This is a genomic window from Dactylosporangium siamense, from assembly GCF_016862795.1.
In the GTDB taxonomy this organism is placed as follows: Bacteria; Actinomycetota; Actinomycetes; order Mycobacteriales; family Micromonosporaceae; genus Dactylosporangium; species Dactylosporangium siamense.
In genome coordinates this window covers 21,923-38,085 of the sequence record NZ_BONQ01000129.1, presented here as the reverse complement: position 1 = coordinate 38,085, position 16,163 = coordinate 21,923, and the positions used below count along the sequence as shown (strand labels likewise).

17 protein-coding genes are annotated in these 16,163 nt (G+C 69.6%); 9 read left to right on the top strand and 8 right to left on the bottom strand.

The window, feature by feature from the left end; all coding sequences use genetic code 11:
• The first annotated feature begins 78 nt into the window (after positions 1-78).
• A complete protein-coding gene (locus tag Dsi01nite_RS41515; protein WP_239136558.1) occupies positions 79-1,785 on the top strand; it encodes a sugar transferase in 1,707 nt (568 codons plus the stop codon).
• Between the two features lie 196 nt (positions 1,786-1,981).
• On the opposite strand, the gene Dsi01nite_RS41510 is transcribed toward Dsi01nite_RS41515, so the two are convergent.
• Positions 1,982-2,551 (bottom strand): MarR family winged helix-turn-helix transcriptional regulator, encoded by a 570-nt coding sequence (locus Dsi01nite_RS41510; RefSeq protein WP_203851909.1) that lies wholly within the window; start codon positions 2,549-2,551, stop codon positions 1,982-1,984.
• A 43-nt stretch (positions 2,552-2,594) separates the two neighbouring features.
• Between Dsi01nite_RS41510 and Dsi01nite_RS41505 the strand changes: the two genes are divergently transcribed.
• A complete protein-coding gene (locus Dsi01nite_RS41505; RefSeq protein WP_203851908.1) occupies positions 2,595-3,605 on the top strand; it encodes a molybdopterin-dependent oxidoreductase in 1,011 nt (336 codons plus the stop codon).
• Between the two features lie 227 nt (positions 3,606-3,832).
• On the opposite strand, the gene Dsi01nite_RS41500 is transcribed toward Dsi01nite_RS41505, so the two are convergent.
• Positions 3,833-4,606: a TetR/AcrR family transcriptional regulator C-terminal domain-containing protein gene (locus Dsi01nite_RS41500; protein WP_203851907.1), complete on the bottom strand. Its 774-nt coding sequence runs from the start codon at positions 4,604-4,606 to the stop codon at positions 3,833-3,835.
• Positions 4,607-4,703: 97 nt separating this feature from the next.
• Between Dsi01nite_RS41500 and Dsi01nite_RS41495 the strand changes: the two genes are divergently transcribed.
• On the top strand, positions 4,704-6,215 hold the full coding sequence (locus tag Dsi01nite_RS41495) for an MDR family MFS transporter (protein WP_203851906.1): 1,512 nt from the start codon (positions 4,704-4,706) through the stop codon (positions 6,213-6,215).
• A 58-nt stretch (positions 6,216-6,273) separates the two neighbouring features.
• On the top strand, positions 6,274-6,558 hold the full coding sequence (locus Dsi01nite_RS41490) for an AMP-binding enzyme (protein WP_203851905.1): 285 nt from the start codon (positions 6,274-6,276) through the stop codon (positions 6,556-6,558).
• Here Dsi01nite_RS41490 and pdxR read toward each other — a convergent pair.
• A complete protein-coding gene (gene pdxR / locus Dsi01nite_RS41485) occupies positions 6,555-7,925 on the bottom strand; it encodes a MocR-like pyridoxine biosynthesis transcription factor PdxR (protein ID WP_239136557.1) in 1,371 nt (456 codons plus the stop codon). The genes Dsi01nite_RS41490 and pdxR overlap by 4 nt on opposite strands.
• A gap of 46 nt (positions 7,926-7,971) precedes the next feature.
• On the opposite strand from pdxR, the gene Dsi01nite_RS41480 reads away from it, so the two are divergent.
• A complete protein-coding gene (locus tag Dsi01nite_RS41480; RefSeq protein ID WP_203851904.1) occupies positions 7,972-8,433 on the top strand; it encodes a carboxymuconolactone decarboxylase family protein in 462 nt (153 codons plus the stop codon).
• A 31-nt stretch (positions 8,434-8,464) separates the two neighbouring features.
• Here the strand turns inward: Dsi01nite_RS41480 and coaD are convergent, their stop codons facing one another.
• Together coaD and Dsi01nite_RS41470 are read right to left on the bottom strand one after the other, a co-directional pair.
• Positions 8,465-8,908, bottom strand: a complete 444-nt coding sequence (coaD, locus tag Dsi01nite_RS41475) for a pantetheine-phosphate adenylyltransferase (RefSeq protein WP_203851903.1) — start codon at positions 8,906-8,908, stop codon at positions 8,465-8,467.
• Positions 8,909-9,072: 164 nt separating this feature from the next.
• Positions 9,073-9,558: a hypothetical protein gene (locus Dsi01nite_RS41470; RefSeq protein ID WP_203851902.1), complete on the bottom strand. Its 486-nt coding sequence runs from the start codon at positions 9,556-9,558 to the stop codon at positions 9,073-9,075.
• A gap of 328 nt (positions 9,559-9,886) precedes the next feature.
• Here Dsi01nite_RS41470 and Dsi01nite_RS41465 point away from each other — a divergent pair, with 328 nt between their 5' ends.
• Positions 9,887-11,434, top strand: coding sequence for a hypothetical protein (locus tag Dsi01nite_RS41465; protein ID WP_203851901.1), 1,548 nt, complete (start codon positions 9,887-9,889; stop codon positions 11,432-11,434).
• A 158-nt stretch (positions 11,435-11,592) separates the two neighbouring features.
• On the opposite strand, the gene Dsi01nite_RS41460 is transcribed toward Dsi01nite_RS41465, so the two are convergent.
• Positions 11,593-12,231: a LysE family translocator gene (locus Dsi01nite_RS41460; RefSeq protein WP_203851900.1), complete on the bottom strand. Its 639-nt coding sequence runs from the start codon at positions 12,229-12,231 to the stop codon at positions 11,593-11,595.
• Between the two features lie 283 nt (positions 12,232-12,514).
• On the opposite strand from Dsi01nite_RS41460, the gene Dsi01nite_RS41455 reads away from it, so the two are divergent.
• Positions 12,515-13,261, top strand: coding sequence for a hypothetical protein (locus Dsi01nite_RS41455; RefSeq protein ID WP_203851899.1), 747 nt, complete (start codon positions 12,515-12,517; stop codon positions 13,259-13,261).
• A 446-nt stretch (positions 13,262-13,707) separates the two neighbouring features.
• Here Dsi01nite_RS41455 and Dsi01nite_RS41450 read toward each other — a convergent pair whose 3' ends face one another.
• Positions 13,708-14,085, bottom strand: a complete 378-nt coding sequence (locus tag Dsi01nite_RS41450) for a hypothetical protein (RefSeq protein WP_203851898.1) — start codon at positions 14,083-14,085, stop codon at positions 13,708-13,710.
• A 408-nt stretch (positions 14,086-14,493) separates the two neighbouring features.
• Here Dsi01nite_RS41450 and Dsi01nite_RS41445 point away from each other — a divergent pair, with 408 nt between their 5' ends.
• Complete coding sequence (locus tag Dsi01nite_RS41445) at positions 14,494-14,739, top strand: hypothetical protein (RefSeq protein WP_203851897.1); 246 nt, start codon at positions 14,494-14,496, stop codon at positions 14,737-14,739.
• 147 nt (positions 14,740-14,886) lie between these two features.
• Entirely contained in the window at positions 14,887-15,528 is a 642-nt protein-coding gene (locus tag Dsi01nite_RS41440) for a YcxB family protein (protein ID WP_203851896.1), read from the top strand.
• A gap of 77 nt (positions 15,529-15,605) precedes the next feature.
• On the opposite strand, the gene Dsi01nite_RS41435 is transcribed toward Dsi01nite_RS41440, so the two are convergent.
• Positions 15,606-16,073, bottom strand: coding sequence for a DUF2690 domain-containing protein (locus tag Dsi01nite_RS41435; protein ID WP_203851895.1), 468 nt, complete (start codon positions 16,071-16,073; stop codon positions 15,606-15,608).
• Positions 16,074-16,163 lie beyond the last annotated feature (90 nt).

The following is a 16,163-nucleotide window of genomic DNA, read 5'->3' as shown; positions in this document are numbered from 1 at the left end:
ATTCGCCACAACACAACGAGCAAGATTCCGCAACTCCAGGCGGTCAACCTGTGGTCAGATTCACTGCGAGCCACTCCCGTGCGCAGCGAGCGCTTCGGCAATCCCACCAGCAAGGGCGTGAACATCTTTCGTGGGAATACGATCGGACCGATCGTCGCAACCCTTGGGAATTCAGACGAGCGTTTCTACCGGGGATCCGATGCGCAAATTGCACCTACTGTCATCGCTGCTGGCATCAGATCTTGCGAGGGGCTGGAAATGACATCCGACGGCGCGCCGGTCATACAACAAAAGCGACCATCAAACAACGATGTCACTCCAGTTGACACGGGCACGGCACATTCGGATCAGCAGGCGGCCCGGCTCGGCGCCGCGGTGGCGGTCATGCAGGCCAACCGGCGCAGCGCAGCGCCGGCGTCCGCGCCCACTTCAGGCGTCCGGTACCCACGCCGTTGGTTCGCGCCGCTGCGCGCTTGGATGGTGGTGCTGCCCGTCGACCTTGCCGCGCTGGTCGGGCCGATCTTGATGAATCCGCTCTATCTTCGAGCGCTCGGTGTCATGGCGGTACTCACGGTGGGGCTGCTGGCGAATGGCGGCTTCTACCGTCCACGGCTCCACCTGTCCTTCCTGGATGACCTACCCAGCCTCACCGGCCGCTTCCTCGTCGCCGCCGGGCTCGTCGCTTGTGTCGTGGCACTGCGGCACGACCGCACCAGCGTGGACGGCTTCATGCGCGACGCAGCGGCGACGGCTGTCTGCCTCCTGATCGGCCGCGCATGCACGACATGGGCGCTGCGACAGGGGCGGCGACGGAATCTGGCGGTGCACCGGGCCATCCTGGTCGGCGCCGGGACGCTGGGAGCGGAAGTGGCGACCGTGCTCGGTCGCTATCCCGCCTACGGACTACGGCTCATCGGCTATGTCGACACCTTCGATCGCCCGGAGGCTCGGCAGGCAGGGCTCGAGCGTCTCGGCGCACTCGACGACATCGTGCGGCTCATGACCACCCATGACGCCGAAGTATTGCTGATCAGCGACCCCGACACGACCGACGGTCGGCTCGCAGACCTGCTACGCACCGCCCTGACGCTGACATACGACGTGTTCGTGGTGCCGAAGATGCCGCAACTCCAGACCCAGATGACATCAGCCGACCACATCGGGGCCATCCCGATCATGCGAATCCGCGCGCCACGGGTGGGTGGTTGGCGATGGACCCTGAAGCGGACGGTGGACATCGTCGTAAGCCTGCTCGGGCTGATGGTCCTGAGTCCGGTTCTGGCCGTGTGCGCCTGTGCGGTCGCAGTGGAGAGCAGGGGTGGCGTGCTGTTCCGCCAGCAGCGCGTCGGCCGCAATCAGCGGCTGTTCAACGTGTTGAAGTTCCGCACGATGCGTCCGTCCGACGAGACGGAGTCGCGAACGAGATGGTCGATCGCCGACGATCCCAGGGTCGGTGTCGTCGGCAAGATCCTACGCCGCACCTCGCTGGATGAGTTGCCCCAGCTATGGAACATCCTGCGTGGCGACATGACCATCGTCGGTCCGCGACCGGAAAGGCCGCACTTCGTCGAGCGATTCTCCGCCGAGCACCAGCTCTACGCATGGCGGCACCGGGTGCCCGCCGGCCTGACCGGCCTGGCGCAGGTGAGCGGCCTGCGCGGTGACACTCCGATCTCGGACCGAGCCAGGTTCGACAACTACTACATCGAGAACTGGTCGCTCTGGCTCGATCTAAAGATCGTCCTACGGACTCTCCGTGAGGTCTTTGCCGCCGCTGGGCGATGACAACGTGTTCGCCGGAGCCGCCGCTACATGTTCGTTGTGGCGGACGTCCGGCGGGTGCTCCGGTCAGCGGCCAGGGCGGGGTTCGCCGCCAGCCGCACCACTGGGTCCCCGCGCACTGCGAACGCCGGTCCACTGAGGACGGCCAGGCCGAGGGCGAACACCAGTGACCAGGCCACCGTTGCAGCGGGAGAGACCACTACTGGTCGCGGTGGCGTAGCCAGTCCACGTAGCGGCGGACCTCGCGCTGCTGGGCCGGCGTCAGCGGCGGCCCGTCATAGTCGAGGGTCGGCCGTTGCGACGGCGGTGGCAGTTGGTACGGCCGTGCGCTCACCCCACGCACCGTGCGCAGCGCGTCGTCGAGGACCTGCAGGGCCGGCCGGATCCCTTCGCTGCCGCCGACTGTGGCGTCCTCCAGCCGGGACAGCAAATCAAGCAGGCCGGGCAGCGCGGCGCGGTACACCGCCTGGCCCTGCTCGGTGAGTTGCAGCAGGGCGCTGCGGCGGTCGGCGGTGTTGGCGACCCGCTCCAGTTCGCCGCGGCGCTCGCAGCGGGCGAGGATGCCCGACACGGTCGTCGCCGGTAGGCCGGTCGCTCGCACCAGGTCGGCGGCGGTGACCGGGGCGAGGTCCACGACCAGGCCGTAGATCGCGAACTCGTCGGCGGACATCGGCGAGCCGGCGAGGGCCTCCTCGACCGCCGGTGTCGCCAGGGTCGAGATCAGCCACACGTCGACCAGCACGTTCTTGGCGGGTTGCGCCGATGCCATATTGCGACCTCGCATTTTCATCGGTACGAGTTAGCATCATCGCATGGACGTGCGGTTCCGGAACAGGCAGGGTGGCCGGCGGGTCGACCTGGCGCTCGGGCTTCTGCTGGTGGCCGGGGTCCTGACCGGGCTCGGCGCCAACACCATCGGCGTCGACTGGCCCCTCGATCTCATCCAGCTGCACGCCGCGGGCGCCCTCGCGATCCTGCTGCTCGCCCCGTGGAAGTACGTCGTGATCCGCCGCGGGCTGCGGCGGCCCGGGCGGCGCGCCGTGGTGAAGTGGCTGTCGATCGCGCTGGCCGTGCTCGTGCTCATCACCATCGCCAGTGGCCTGATCCACTCGACCGGCCACCTCGAGCACGTCGGCCCGTTGACGCTGATGCAGATCCACGTCGGTGCGGCGGTGACCGCCCTGGCCGTCCTCGTCGCCCACTTCGGGACGCACGTGGTGCGGCCGCGCCGCGCCGACGTCGACCGCCGGGCGGTGCTGCGGCTCGCCGCGCTGGGCGCGGGGGCCGCGGCTGCCACCGCCGTCTGGGATGAGGGGCCCGGCGACGGCCGCCGGTTCAGCGGGTCCGTCCGCAAGCCCGAGCTGCTCGTCACGGCCTGGCTCGACGACCGCATCCAGCGCATCGACCCGGCACAGTGGACGCTGCGGGTCGGCACGGCCACGTTCGACCTCGCCGCGGTCCATGACCTGCCGCACGAGCGGTTCACGGCCGTGCTCGACTGCACCAGCGGCTGGTACAGCGAACAGGAATGGGACGGTGTACGGCTCAGCGAGCTGCTCGCCGCGGCCGGGGTGCCCGACGACGGCTGGCGCAGTGTCGAGGCCCGCTCGGCGACCGGGTACAGCCGCTGGTTCGGCGCCGCCACCCTCGACGACGTGTGGCTGGTGACCGGCGTGGCCGGCCGGCCGTTGACCTACGGGCACGGCTTCCCGGCCCGGATCGTCGCGCCCGGCCGGCGCGGCTTCTGGTGGGTCAAGTGGGTCACGTCCGTCCAGCCGTCACGGCGACCGCCGTGGGCACAGTCGGTGTTCCCACTCACCTGAGCGAGCACCTGAGCAAGCCGCCTGAGCAAGCCGCCTGAGCAAGCCGCCCGAGCGAGCCGCCCGAGACGGCGCGGTCCCAGCGGGCCGGCGCGGCTGTCGGCCCTATTCGGCGATCCGGGTGCGGGTGGTCCAGCGGAAGACGACGGCGAGACCGTCGGTGGTCCGCTCGCGTCAGAACCCCCCTGGAAGGTGCAGGGGGCGCGGGAGCCGGATTCAGGGGTGCGCCGTCAGGGCTTGCCGGTCGCCTTGCCGTGGCTGGCGGCGAAGCCGGCCAGTAACCAGTTCAGGCTGGTGACGAAGGCGTGGTCGGAGGGCTCCCCGGCGAGCTGGGCCAGATGGGGCGCGCGGCCGGTGCGGGACAGGTCATCCAGGTAGGCGCCGGTGGAGTCGGCCCACTGGGACTCGGTGAGGCCGTCGCGTTGCCGCATGCTGTGACCGGCCAGCTCCAGGCCTCCGAAGCCCATCGTGAACGCGTCGACGGCGATCAGCAGGGTGCGCGCCTGCTCCCGCTCGAGGCCGAGTCCCGCAATGGCCGCCATGGACTGCTCGGCGTGGCGCACCGCATTGGGCCCGAGTGCCGGTCGCTGCATGATCGCGGCGATCAGCCACGGGTGGCGGCGGCCGACCGCGCGGGTCTGCGCAGCGATGGCGTGCAGCGCGGCCAACCAGTCCTTCGGGGGCTCACCGAGGACCATCTCACCCATGATTTCGTCGACCATGAGCTCGATGAGGTCGTCCTTGCGGTCCATGAACGAATAGAGGCTCATCGGCCGGGCGTTCAGCTCGGCGGCGACCCGGCGGATCGTGATGGCGTCGAGCCCTTCCGCGTCGGCCAGGTCGATGGCGGCCCGCACGATCGCCTCCAGGGACAGCCGTCGGCGCATGGGCCGTCGTGGGCGCGTCCAGACCGAGCCACTGACCGGCGCGGACGCGCCACCGCGGGCGTTGGGGCGGTCGGCGGGCTCCTGATCGAGCCCAGGGGTGGATGGCGTCGGCGACATACGTCCATCATACAGCCCATCGGTTTGTGATACGTTGTATCAACAATCGATATGCCGTACCTGTTATCCATCGGTCCGGCCAGCGATCGGAGTCCAGATGACTGTTCCGGCACCTCCCGACGCATCCGTGCCCGACGGCGCAGCCACCACCTCCGACGACGACACCCGGATCTCCCCCGGCCTGCTCAAGCTGGCCGGCGTCATCATGCTCGGCGCAATCATGGTTCAGCTTGATTCCACGATGGTCAATGTCGCGATCGATACGCTGAGCAAGCGCTTCGAGGTCACGGTCAGCACGATCCAGTGGGTGAGCACGGGTTACCTGCTGGCGATGGCCATCGTCATCCCGCTCACCGGCTGGGCGTCCGACCGGTTCGGCGCGCGGGCCGTGTGGACGTTCTCCCTCGTCGCGTTCCTCGGCGGCTCCGTGCTCTGTGGTGTCGCCTGGTCGGCCGAGAGCCTCATCGCCTTCCGCGTGCTGCAGGGCTTCGGCGGCGGGATGATCCTCCCGCTGGCCCAGGCGATCCTCGCGGCCGCGGCCGGGCCGAAGCGGCTCGGCCGCATGATGAGCGCGATCGGCGTGCCGGCGATGCTCGGCCCGGTCCTCGGCCCGGTCCTCGGCGGCGTGCTGGTCGACCACCTCTCCTGGCGCTGGATCTTCTATGTCAACGTGCCGATCTGCCTCGCCGCGCTGGCCCTGTCCTGGCGGCTCATGCCTTCCGGCACCAGCGCCGAAAGCGAGCGCAAGGGACTCGACAAGCTCGGGCTGCTCCTGCTCTCACCCGGCTGTGCCGCACTGGTGTACGGGCTGTCCAAGGCCGGCCAGCACGGCAGCTTCACCGCCCCGGAGGTCCTCATCCCGCTGGTCGGCGGCGTCGTGCTGCTGGCCGCGTTCGCCCTGCACGCGCTGCGCACCACGGTGGAGCCGATCATCGACCTGCGCCTGCTCAAGTCGCGCAACTTCAGCGCGTCCTCGAACGTGCTGTTCGTCTTCAGCATGGCCCTGTTCGGCGCGATCTTCCTGCTGTCGCTGCTGTATCAGCAGGTGCACGGGGACAGCGCGGTCAAGACCGGCCTGCTGCTGGCACCACAGGGCGTCGGCCTGGCCGTCGCGCTCCTGCTCGCCGGGCCGCTCACCGACAAGATCGGCCCCCGCTGGATCGCGGTGGTCGGGCTGCTGCTCGCGATCGCGGGCACCATCCCGTTCTGCCTGGCCAAGGGCGAGATCAACCAGTGGCTGCTGGGTGGTTCCCTGGTCGTGCGCGGCGCCGGGCTGGGCGCGGTCATCGTGCCCTGCATGGCCGCGGCCTACGCCGGGGTGGCGCAGCACGCCTTCAACCGGGCGAGCAGCGCCCTGCGCATCTTCCAGCAGCTCGGCGGCTCCTTCGGCGTGGCCGTCGTCGCCGTGGTGCTCCAGCGCCAGGTCACCGACACGACCGACGCCGCCGGCGGCCGGCCGAACCTGGACCAGATCGCCGGCGCGTTCGGCAACACCTTCTGGTGGACCGTGGCCCTGACCGTCGTCGCCGTGATTCCGGCGCTGCTGCTGCCCCGCACCCTGCGCGACGACGCGGCAGAGCCGGCCCCGCAGCCCGCGGCGATGGGCTGAGACGCATCCCCGATGCTCGGTCGGCTGCCCGATCCGGGGCGTCCGCGGCGGCCACAACGTGCACCCGCGGGAGATCGAGGAGGTCCTCACCCGGCATTCCGCGGTCCGGCAGGTCGCGGTGGTCGGGCTGCCTGACGACCGGCTCGGCGAGGAGGTGTGCGCCGCAGTCGTCGTCCGGGACGGCTTCGCGGCGGGCCCGGAGCTGGCGGCCGAGCTGGTGGCGCTGGCGAGGGAACGCCGCTCCGCGTACGAGTGCCCCCGGCGGGTCGAGTTCCTCGCGTCGTTCCCGCTCGGCGGGAGCGGCAAGGTGCTGAAACGCGAGCTGGCGGTGCTGCTGGCCTAGGCGAGCGCCCTGGCCAGTGCGTCGAGTGCGGCGGGATAGGTTGCCGGTCCGGGCGTGGCGTACCCCAGGATGAGGCCCTCCATGTCGCCGGTGCCGGGCATGTGCCACTGCGGGCCGAGTGTGGTGAGGGCCAGGCCGTCGGCTGAGGCGCGGGCGACCACCTCCTCCTCGGTCGGGCCGCCCGGCGGCAACTGCAGCAAGGCATGCAAGCCGGCCGCGATGCCGTGCAGCCGGTGCCGGCCGCCGATCCGGGTGACGAGCAGGTCCCGGCGGCGGCGGTAGTGCAGGCGGCGGGTTCGGATGTGCCGCTCGTACCCGTGGCTTGCCATCAACTCGGCCAGAGCGAGCTGACCGATGCTCTCGGTGTGCAGGTCGGTGAGCCGTTTGGCTTCGGCCACCGGCGCGACCAGGTGGGCGGGCAGCACCATCCACGCCAGCCGCAGCCCCGGGCCCAGGCTCTTGGCGGCTGTGCCGACATACGCGACGTGCGCGGGGGCCATCCCCTGCAGGGTGCCGACCGGCTGTCGGTCGTAACGGAACTCGCCGTCGTAGTCGTCCTCGATCAGCAGCCCACCGTGCTCGCGGGCCCAGGCGACAGCGGTGTGCCGGCGTTCCGGCTGCAGCGTCACGCCGGTCGGGTACTGGTGGGCCGGTGTCAGCACGGCGGCCCGGACGGCATCGGTGAGCAGGTCGACCCGCGCGCCGTCCTCGTCCACCGGCAGCGGCACGACGCGGGGGCCGGCGTGGCGGACCACCGCACGGTGCAACGGGAGGCAGGGGTCCTCCAGCGCGATCGCACCGCCGAGGACACCGGACAGCAGCGACAGGGCCTGGACGAAGCCGGAACAGACGACGATGTGGTCCGGGTCGGCCAGCACGCCGCGGGTACGGCCGAGATACGTCGCCAGGACCGCGCGCAGCTCCGGACGGCCCCGCGGGTCCCCGTAGTCGTACGCCGAGACGGGCGCCCGGGCGAGTGCCCGCCGCGTCGCCCGGATCCACGCCTCGACTGGAAACGTCGTCACGTCGGGGCTGCCCGGCCGCAGGTCGAAGCGGGGCGTGGGCAACTGGGCGGGCCGGGCCGCCGGACGAGGCTGCGTGGGCAGGGCGATCACGGTGGTTCCCGACCCGGTACGCGCGGCCAGGTACCCCTCGGCGACCAACTGCTCGTAGGCGGCGGAAACCGTGTTGCGGGCGAGGCTCAGCTCGGCGGCCAGCGCCCGGGTCGACGGCAACCGCGTCCCGGGTGCGAGCCGCCCGGAGCGGATGGCATCGCGCAGCGCCTGCTCCACGCGCGAGCGCCGATCCCCGGCGACGCTGAGGTCGAGATGCAGGTCGATGCCAGCATTGGCCCAATCCGTCGGCACAAGAATGGATCTTATCAAGGGGCCATTGCGTTCGTACGGTTGTCTCATGACCCAGACGACCACTGAGGTGCCGGTCCGCGTCGCGGTCGGCGACCTCGCCCCACACATCAACAAGGCCATGAACGCCCTCGACGCCGCGGCGCGGAACACCCGGCTGGAGGCGGGCCTGTTGGAGCTCGTCCGTACCCGTGCCTCGCAGATCAACGGCTGTGCCTACTGCGTCGACACCCACACCCGGGACGCGGTCGAAGGCGGCGACGATCCGCGCCGGCTCTACGCGCTGCCGGTCTGGCGCGAGTCGCCGTTCTTCACACCACGCGAGCGCGCCGCCCTGGAGCTGACCGAGGCGATGACCCGGCTCAGCCAGTCCCCCGTCGGCGACGACACGATCACCCGGACCGCCGAGCACTTCACAGAGGTGGAGCTGGCCGAACTGATCTGGTCGATCACCGTCATCAACGCATGGAACATGCTCGGCGCCACCGCCCGCCCGTGGCCCTTGTCCTGACCACCGCACCGACCGGTCGTTGCCGCGGCAGTCAACCCTGGGGGCGCAGAGCCCGCACGGCCGTGGACGACATCGTCACCAGCTCCGGCCGGGAAGGCACCAACAACGTCGTCACGCCCAGCGCTGCATTCATCGCGGCGAGTTCGTGCTCGTGCACACAATCGGCCGGGTTCCTGACCCCGCGGATAATCACCCCGCAGCCGTTCCGCCGGCAGTAATCCACGGTCAACCCATGCCAGGCGGCGACCGCAACGTTCTCCCAGCCCGCCGGCAGCAAACCCCGGATCTCCCTCGCCCGCGCAGCAGTCGTCCCGGACGGCTGCTTGCCGTCGTTGACGGCAACCAGCACCGTGACCCGATCGAACATGTGGCGCGACCGGTCAACAATATCGAAATGACCTGGGGTGAACGGATCGAACGTCCCTGGATACACCGCTCGGGCCGACCCGGAACCGCCATCAGACGCAAGGGGCACCGGACCAGAGTAGGCCGCACCGAACCCCGTTTTGGACCAACTTCACCGACGAACACATCCAGGCACTCCTCTGCCTGGCCAGACGCCCGGTCCACGCCCGGTCCACGTCCTGTTCGTGATGCTCCGCGACGGCACCTTCCACCGGTCCTGGCCAGCCGCCCCGGTCAGCTGAGCCGTGGATCTTGCAGCAGCCCCACGCGGTCGGCTGCCGGGTCGAACCCGAGGACCGGGTCCCCGTAGCCGCCTTCGGCGGTCATCACCACCGGCTTGCCCAGCCGCCGACCGATCGCGCCGAGGAAGCCGCACAGGGTGTCCACTCCTGCCTGGCCCTGCAGCTCGCGAAGGTCGACGTCGAAGTCGATCTCGGCTGCGGACATCGGACGGAAGATCGCCAGCACATCAGCGACCGGCCATACCCGCAGGTCGACCGTCTCCGCATCGGCGGGACGCGACAGCACCTCCGCCGCAGACGGCAGCGCCCCGGCGACTCCGCCCACTGCAAACTCCCACGTCCATCCGCTCGACCGGACCAGGTCGAAGACGGCCTGCCAATCCTCGACCGAGGCGCCTGCCACGCACACGTCCGGCAGCGCACCCATCAGGTCAGGATCGAAGAAGTTCCTGACGTCATCCCACAGCAGATCCGGCATCCGGCCATGCTGCCCCCCAACCTGCACGAACGCAGCCCGATTTCCGGGTCTGCGAGCCAACCGGCTGAAGCCGCTGAATGGTTACGTTTCGCCGCCAACCTTTTCCGAGGATTGATGCGTGTTGGAGAGGGCACATCCTGGACCGGTCGATTCGGGGTCGTGACGAACGCACCGGTCCAGTTCCATGCGCACGGTCCGCGCTCAACATCACCATGGGGGTCCAAAGATGGGTCGGTTGTCGTTCGAGCAGCAGGAAATACGGCTACGGCGACCGCTCGAACCGCCGACCGAGACGTTGACGCCGGCACCGACAACGCGGCGGAGCGGAATGCTACACGGGCCGGCCGTCTTCGCCGCCGCGTTCCTGACGCTGGGCACGCTGCTGGCGGTGCGCAACTGGGCGCTGTTCTCGGTGGTCATCAACGAAGGCGGCGACTCAGGAGCCAACTCCATCCTGGTCCTGCGCGCCAAGGACTTCGACCAGCTCGTCGGCAACTACTCGCGGCTCGGCTTCAACCACCCCGGCCCGGCGTTCCTGTACGTCCAGGCCTTCGGCGAGTGGCTCCTGCACGATCTGCTGCACGTCGTCCCGTCGCCGTGGAACGGCCAGACCGTTGCGCTGCTGGTGCTCAACGCGGCACTGCTGGCCGGCGCGCTGGCCGTCATCGGGGGCTGGCTGCGGTCCTGGACGGCGATCGGCCTGGCCGGTGCGGTGCTGGTGGGATACGCCGCCACGGTGCCCGACCCGGTCATCGCCGGCACGTGGATGCCGTTGCTGTACTTCCCGCCGTTCCTGCTCCTGCTCACCTCCGCCGCGTCGGTCGCGGCCGGCCGCGCGGACCACCTGTGGGTCCTCGGGCTGGCGGGCGGGCTGCTGGTGCACGGGCATGCGGAGTTCATGTTCTTCGTACCGTTGATCGCGGGCACCGCGGTAGCCGCACTGATCCGCCGCCGCCGCCGACCCGAGCCGGCCAGCACCGGACGCCGCCGCGCCTGGCTGCTGCTCACGGGCGTGCTTGCCGTCTTCGCGCTGCCGATCCTGGTCAATCTCGTCGCGCACTGGCCAGGCGAGTTCGGCAAGTACCTCAGCTACGGCTCGTCGGAGCAGGCCGGCGGCCACTCGCCGTGGTCGTCGGCCTTGTACGTGGTTCGCTTCTGGCCGGGTGAGCATCCACTGACCCAGTCGATCGTGGCCGTGGGATCGTGGACGGCGGCGGTCGTGCTGACCCGCCGGCTGCCGGACGGCCCGGACCGCCGGTATCTGCGTGCCGCCCTCGGCATCGCCGGCATCGCCACCGCGCTGTTCGCCGTCTACGCGCAGTTCGGCATCGACCGCCTCGCGGAGACCTACATCGGCTTCTTCTCCTACGCGCTGCCGCTGCTCGTCATCACGGTCGCGGTGTTGGCCGCGGTCGAGTCGCTCCGGGTCCGGGCGCCGCGCCTGGCCAGGCCTCGCCTCGTCGCGGCGGGTGTCGCGATCGCACTCGTAGCCGGCCTGCTCGCCGCCGGCAACGCGCCGACGCTGGTCACACCACGCTACGACAACGTCCCCGAGCTGGCGGCCGCGATGCCGTCCGTCACCGCTTGGGCCGCCGGCCGGCCGCTGGTCCTCGAAGTGCGCGGAGACAGTCCACTGCCCGATCCGACGCCGCTCCTGCTCGCCGGCAAACGCAGCGCCACCCGCGTCTGTGTACGTGACCCGTGGTGGACGTGGATCGTGACCAAGGACCTGGTCTGCACCGCCGACGAGGTCGCGACCGGGCAGCAGGCCCTCCTCAGCGCCCCGGCCGACATCCCGACCGGCTCGACCGCCATCGCCGACCTCGGCCGGTTCGTGCTGTCAGCGTCCACCCCATCCGCGCAGGGACGTCGCTGACGCTTCCCGTCCCGCCGATGAGTGAGCCCGCTCGCCGGCACCGGTACCCCGGCCAAAGCTGATGACCTTGGAGACCTGCCTGGTCCTGGGCCGGCAAGTCTCCAAGGTCAACGTTGAGCTGGGTTTGCCGGCCGCAGCGGTGGGTCCAGCGCGGTGACCTACCTCGCGGTGGTGAACGCGAGCCGGACGCCGAGGCCGATCAGCGCCGTGCCGCTGATCCCGTCGATCCAACGACGCACGGCCGGGCGGCCGAGCACCCGGCGCGCCGCGGCGACCAGGTTCGCCACCGTGAGGAACCAGACGGCGGTGATGACCACAGCGATCATCGACAACGTCAGCAGCGGTACGAGGCCGGCGTCGGACGGGAGAAACTGCGGCAGCAGCGCGACGAAGAACACCGCCGCCTTGGGGTTGAGCGCATTGCACAGCAGACCGTCACGGAACGCTGCCCACAGGCCTGACCCAGCGGCAGGCCCGGTGTTCAGGTCGGGTCGCAGGTCGCGTGAGCGCAGTGCCGAGCGCAGTGCCTTGACACCCAGGTAGAGCAGATAGCCCGCTCCGGCAAGCTTGATGACGGTGAAGGCGACAGCGCTCACGGCGACCAGTGCCGCAACGCCGGTCGCGGCAGCGATCGCCCAGACGAACACTCCGGCGGCAACGCCCACCGCCGTCGCCATGCCATGCGCACGGCCGGCAAGGACCGAGCGTCGCATCACAACGGCGAAGTCCGGCCCTGGCGAGATGGCACCAAGGGCGACAACGCCGCCGAAGGTCAGCACCTGCGCGGCTGTCGTCACCGTTCCTCCCACGCTCCCACCCAGACCGACAAATCGTCCACCTCCATCTGCGCCACGATGCCATACGGAACACGAATCCGATGTCCGCTTCCGCCGCCGTCCGTGAGCGGCCGGTCAGCGTGCTTCGGACGCCGCGTAGCTGGCGGTCGGTATCGGTTCGTTGTCACGAACAGCGAATACAGTGCCCCTGATCTTTGACTGGTCGGCGTTCGCGGACAGCATCCCCCCGGTTCCCACTGATACCTGGTGGGACAGATGCCGCTTCGCGCGGTAGGCTCCGCCGGTGTCCGGCCCCAACGACGTCCTCGCCGCCGTCCTCGGTCGCGGTCGGCCAGCCGACGAGGCCGACGCCCTGCTCGCCGCACTTGTCGACGGTGGCGTCTACGTGCCGTTCGACGCGCAGGGCTCGGTGGTCTTCATCGGTGTCGACGACACCGGTCCGGTGCTGCCCGGCTATACCAGTGAGGCCTCGTGCGAACGGTGGCTGCCCGACGCCGCTGGGTCCGTGCACTGCGACGCGTTGCGCCTGCTCGACATCTCCAAGCACACGGGCGTCGAGACGCTCGCCGTGTTCGCGGGCCAGCAGTGGGCGAAGGTTCCGCTGTCCCTGGTAGCGGCGACGCTGCGCGACCGAGGGCTGCGCACCCAGGGCGATCAGACGCTGCGCCTGACATGGTCGACGCACCCGGTCGCCGTGGCGCTGCGAGGTGCGTTCGCGGATCGGATCCTGGCCCACCCGCCGGTGCGGACCGTGTGGATCGCGCAGGCGCGGTGGGTCGAGTCCGGCAACGAGCAACTCATAGTCCAGATGGCGGTCGACGAGGGGGCGCGGTCCGCCGCGCAGGCTTTGCTGGAGGCGGTGCTGGCCGAGGACGTTCCGCTGAACTCCGAGTCGCCGAACCTCGCCCTGCGAATATTTGAGCCGCACGAGGCACATCAGGCGGCCGAGCTGGACCGCATGGGGCTGGACACGATCCGCGCCGACCACGCCGGGCGCCGGGTGCACGTCGTGTCCCGTGAGTTCGACTGAGTCGCTACCGCAGCGCCTCGTTCACAACTGGGTGTCACGCAACGCGTACGCGTCCAGCACGGAGGCGCACATGTACCCGCAGCCGGCTGGTCGTGCAAGCCACCCGAACCGTCACGGCGATGACGGGCGACTCCACGGTCACGGAACAGTGGCATCTGGGGTCCGTGGCTCGATGGGCTCGTCATGCCGCGGGCCGGTAGCAGCCCACGCGAACATCACGACGTAGACCGTCCGGAGCCACGATCCGGCGCGTCGCCCGAGGTGTGGAGGGTGGCTGCTGCATCCGGGTCAGCGTCCCGGCCGCGCCCGCATCCCGACTAGATCCCGCAGCGCGCCAGGGAGGCCACGGTCAGCGGCCCGCACCGCCCGGCCCCCAGCGCCTGCGGCGTCACCGGCCTCCCGCATCAGAAGCGCACCAACTCGAGACGCTGAGCGGCATTCGCCAGTCACGGCTTCTGGGGGCATTGGTCGAGCGCCGTCTGCATCGCCTCGAGATCCTGACCGCCGGCGCTGTAGGCGTCCGCTGCTGCAGTGACAGACGCTTTCAGGCCGGGGTCATCGGCCCTGTCCGCGATCGATCGCAACGCGTCACCGAACGCTCTGTTGTACGCCAGCCGTGCGGCCTTCGCGTCATCGGGCGTGCCGTTGCCCTGGTACGCCTTCTCGATCTCAGCGTTGAGCGCCTTCAGCTCCGGTGCTTCCGATGTGTAGTACTTGAGGGTGGCGCGCGCCTTGGCGCACGTCTCCTCGGCCGTGTCCGAAGATCCGCAGCCCCCGGTCAGGACCGTCGCGACCAAAACCATACCGACCAGTGCACGCCTCATGGCGCAAGATCAAAGCACCTCGTGGTGGTCCTGCGCCAGGCGATTGTGGACAGCTTCTTGAGTTGGGGCAGCAGATCTCGCAATCGATGCGCACCGGCGTGATCGAGGAGCTGCGTCTGCTCATCGAGGCCGGCTCGGCATCACACCGATCTCCGCGTGGCGACTGCTGAGGTCGGGCGCGAACATCCGTCGCTGACCGCTCGTCCCGTCTTGTCGTCCCGCTCGGACCTGCAGGCCGGCTCAACCAGCGCCTTCGGCCGATGGCGGCCAGATTTTTGCATAGGTCCCATCGGCCTCGCACTTCTCGCCGGGACTCCCGGATCACGAGCAGCCTCTCCACGAGGTCGGTCGCAAACATTCACAGCCGCTCCATGAAGTGGCTGCTGGCCGACGCATAGCATTCAGTGAGTGATGGACCGCCAGCCGACGTCGAACCGCGCCCCGTGGGTGTGGCCAACGGTTACGGTCGCCGTGTTCCTCCTGGGCGCGGCGGCCCTGTGCGTTGCTGCGCTCTCGGCCGTGATCGCGGACTACGACGGGATCACCAGCTGGATCAACGCCGTCGCTCTTGGAAGTTGTTGTGGTGCTGCCGTGCTCGTCTTGCTGGCGTTGCCAGTGGCGTGGTTCGTGCACGAGGCCTTCCGCAACGGTTGAGACCAGTAGCTGATGGCGTCCGCGGCGATTCTCGTAACGCCCGCACATGCGGCCGACCGTGCGCAGCGGCCAGCCGCGACCGGTTGCTGGTGTCGGTCGCTGCGCTGCCGTGAGCCGTGCAACGGTTCGGCGCCGTACTATCGCCGCGTGCATATCGAGTTCACCTTCGCCCGGCCGCAGAAGTATTTCCGGACGTACGCGGCCCCGAAGGCCAGGCATGCCGCGCTGCCGGGGGTGCTCACCGCTGGCGTGCTCGTGCTGCTCGGGTATGCGGTCGTCGGTTTCGTCGACGACATCGCCTGGAGCTGGCTCCCCGCCGGCCCCACCGTGATCGGGTTCTTCGTCATCCCAACGGGGTACGCGCTGTGGCGGGCATGGCGCAGCTATGCCGCGCTCATGAACGTACCTGAATTCTTGTCGCTGCCACGCCAGTACCGGGTTGATGACGAAGCGCTGCATGCCAGCACCGACCTGTCAGCCGTGACGTACCGCTGGCCGCTGGTGCAAACCGTTTGGGTCACGCCTGAGGCATATGTGTTCGGAGTGCGGAACTTCGGCATCCTCGACCTGCCGCGGGTTCCGCTGACCGAGCAGCAGGACGCCGAACTCCGAGCCTTCCTGGCAGCGCGAGGCCTGCTCCCCGCCGACACCAGGCTGGCCGATCGTCGCAGTGAGCGGTTCCTGCCACCGGTCAGCCGCCCCCCGTCTCAGGATTTGCGGCCCTGGACGGCGGCTGATCCACGACCCGCGGACGATCCGGCGCCAGCGGACGGCTACACCGTGCCCTAGTCAGTGAGCCTGTCCAACCGGACTGCGGGTGGCGCAGGTCGAGATGCTGATGACCGGCGCCACCGTCTGCCAGGGATTCAGCAGACCCAGTCGAGAGACTGGCCGTTTGAGGCGATCACTTGGCCGTTGAGCGTGATGACGCCGCCCACCTGCACGCAGACCCACGACGGTGCGTAGAGCTGCATGCCGTAGCTCCAGCCGGTGACGGTGTCCGACGTGATGTCTTGCGCGTACGGCACGGAACCGCCGCTCGGCGCGTACGTGTGCAACCGGACGATGGTCTTCTGCGCCGTGGCACCGCTGACGTAGTTGTTGATTCGCACCCAGTTGGTCTCGCAGGAGCGCGAGTAGCGGAGCTCCATCGTGCCGTTGACGACGCCGGTGGCCGGGTTGGTCAGGTTTTTCGACCAGTATGTGATGGCCGATGCGGAGCAACCCGTTGACGACGGGTCGGTGTTGTCGATGCCGGCGCCCGGCGGTGCCGCTTGCGCGGACTCCGACGGGACGAAGGCGACTGCCGCGGCCGCCAGCACCGCGGCGGTCATCGTGCGGATACGCATCCCTGTCTCCTCTCAAAATGTTGTCGAGGACGACCGTACGAACCGTCCGATGATTGATGGAGATCGATTGCATTT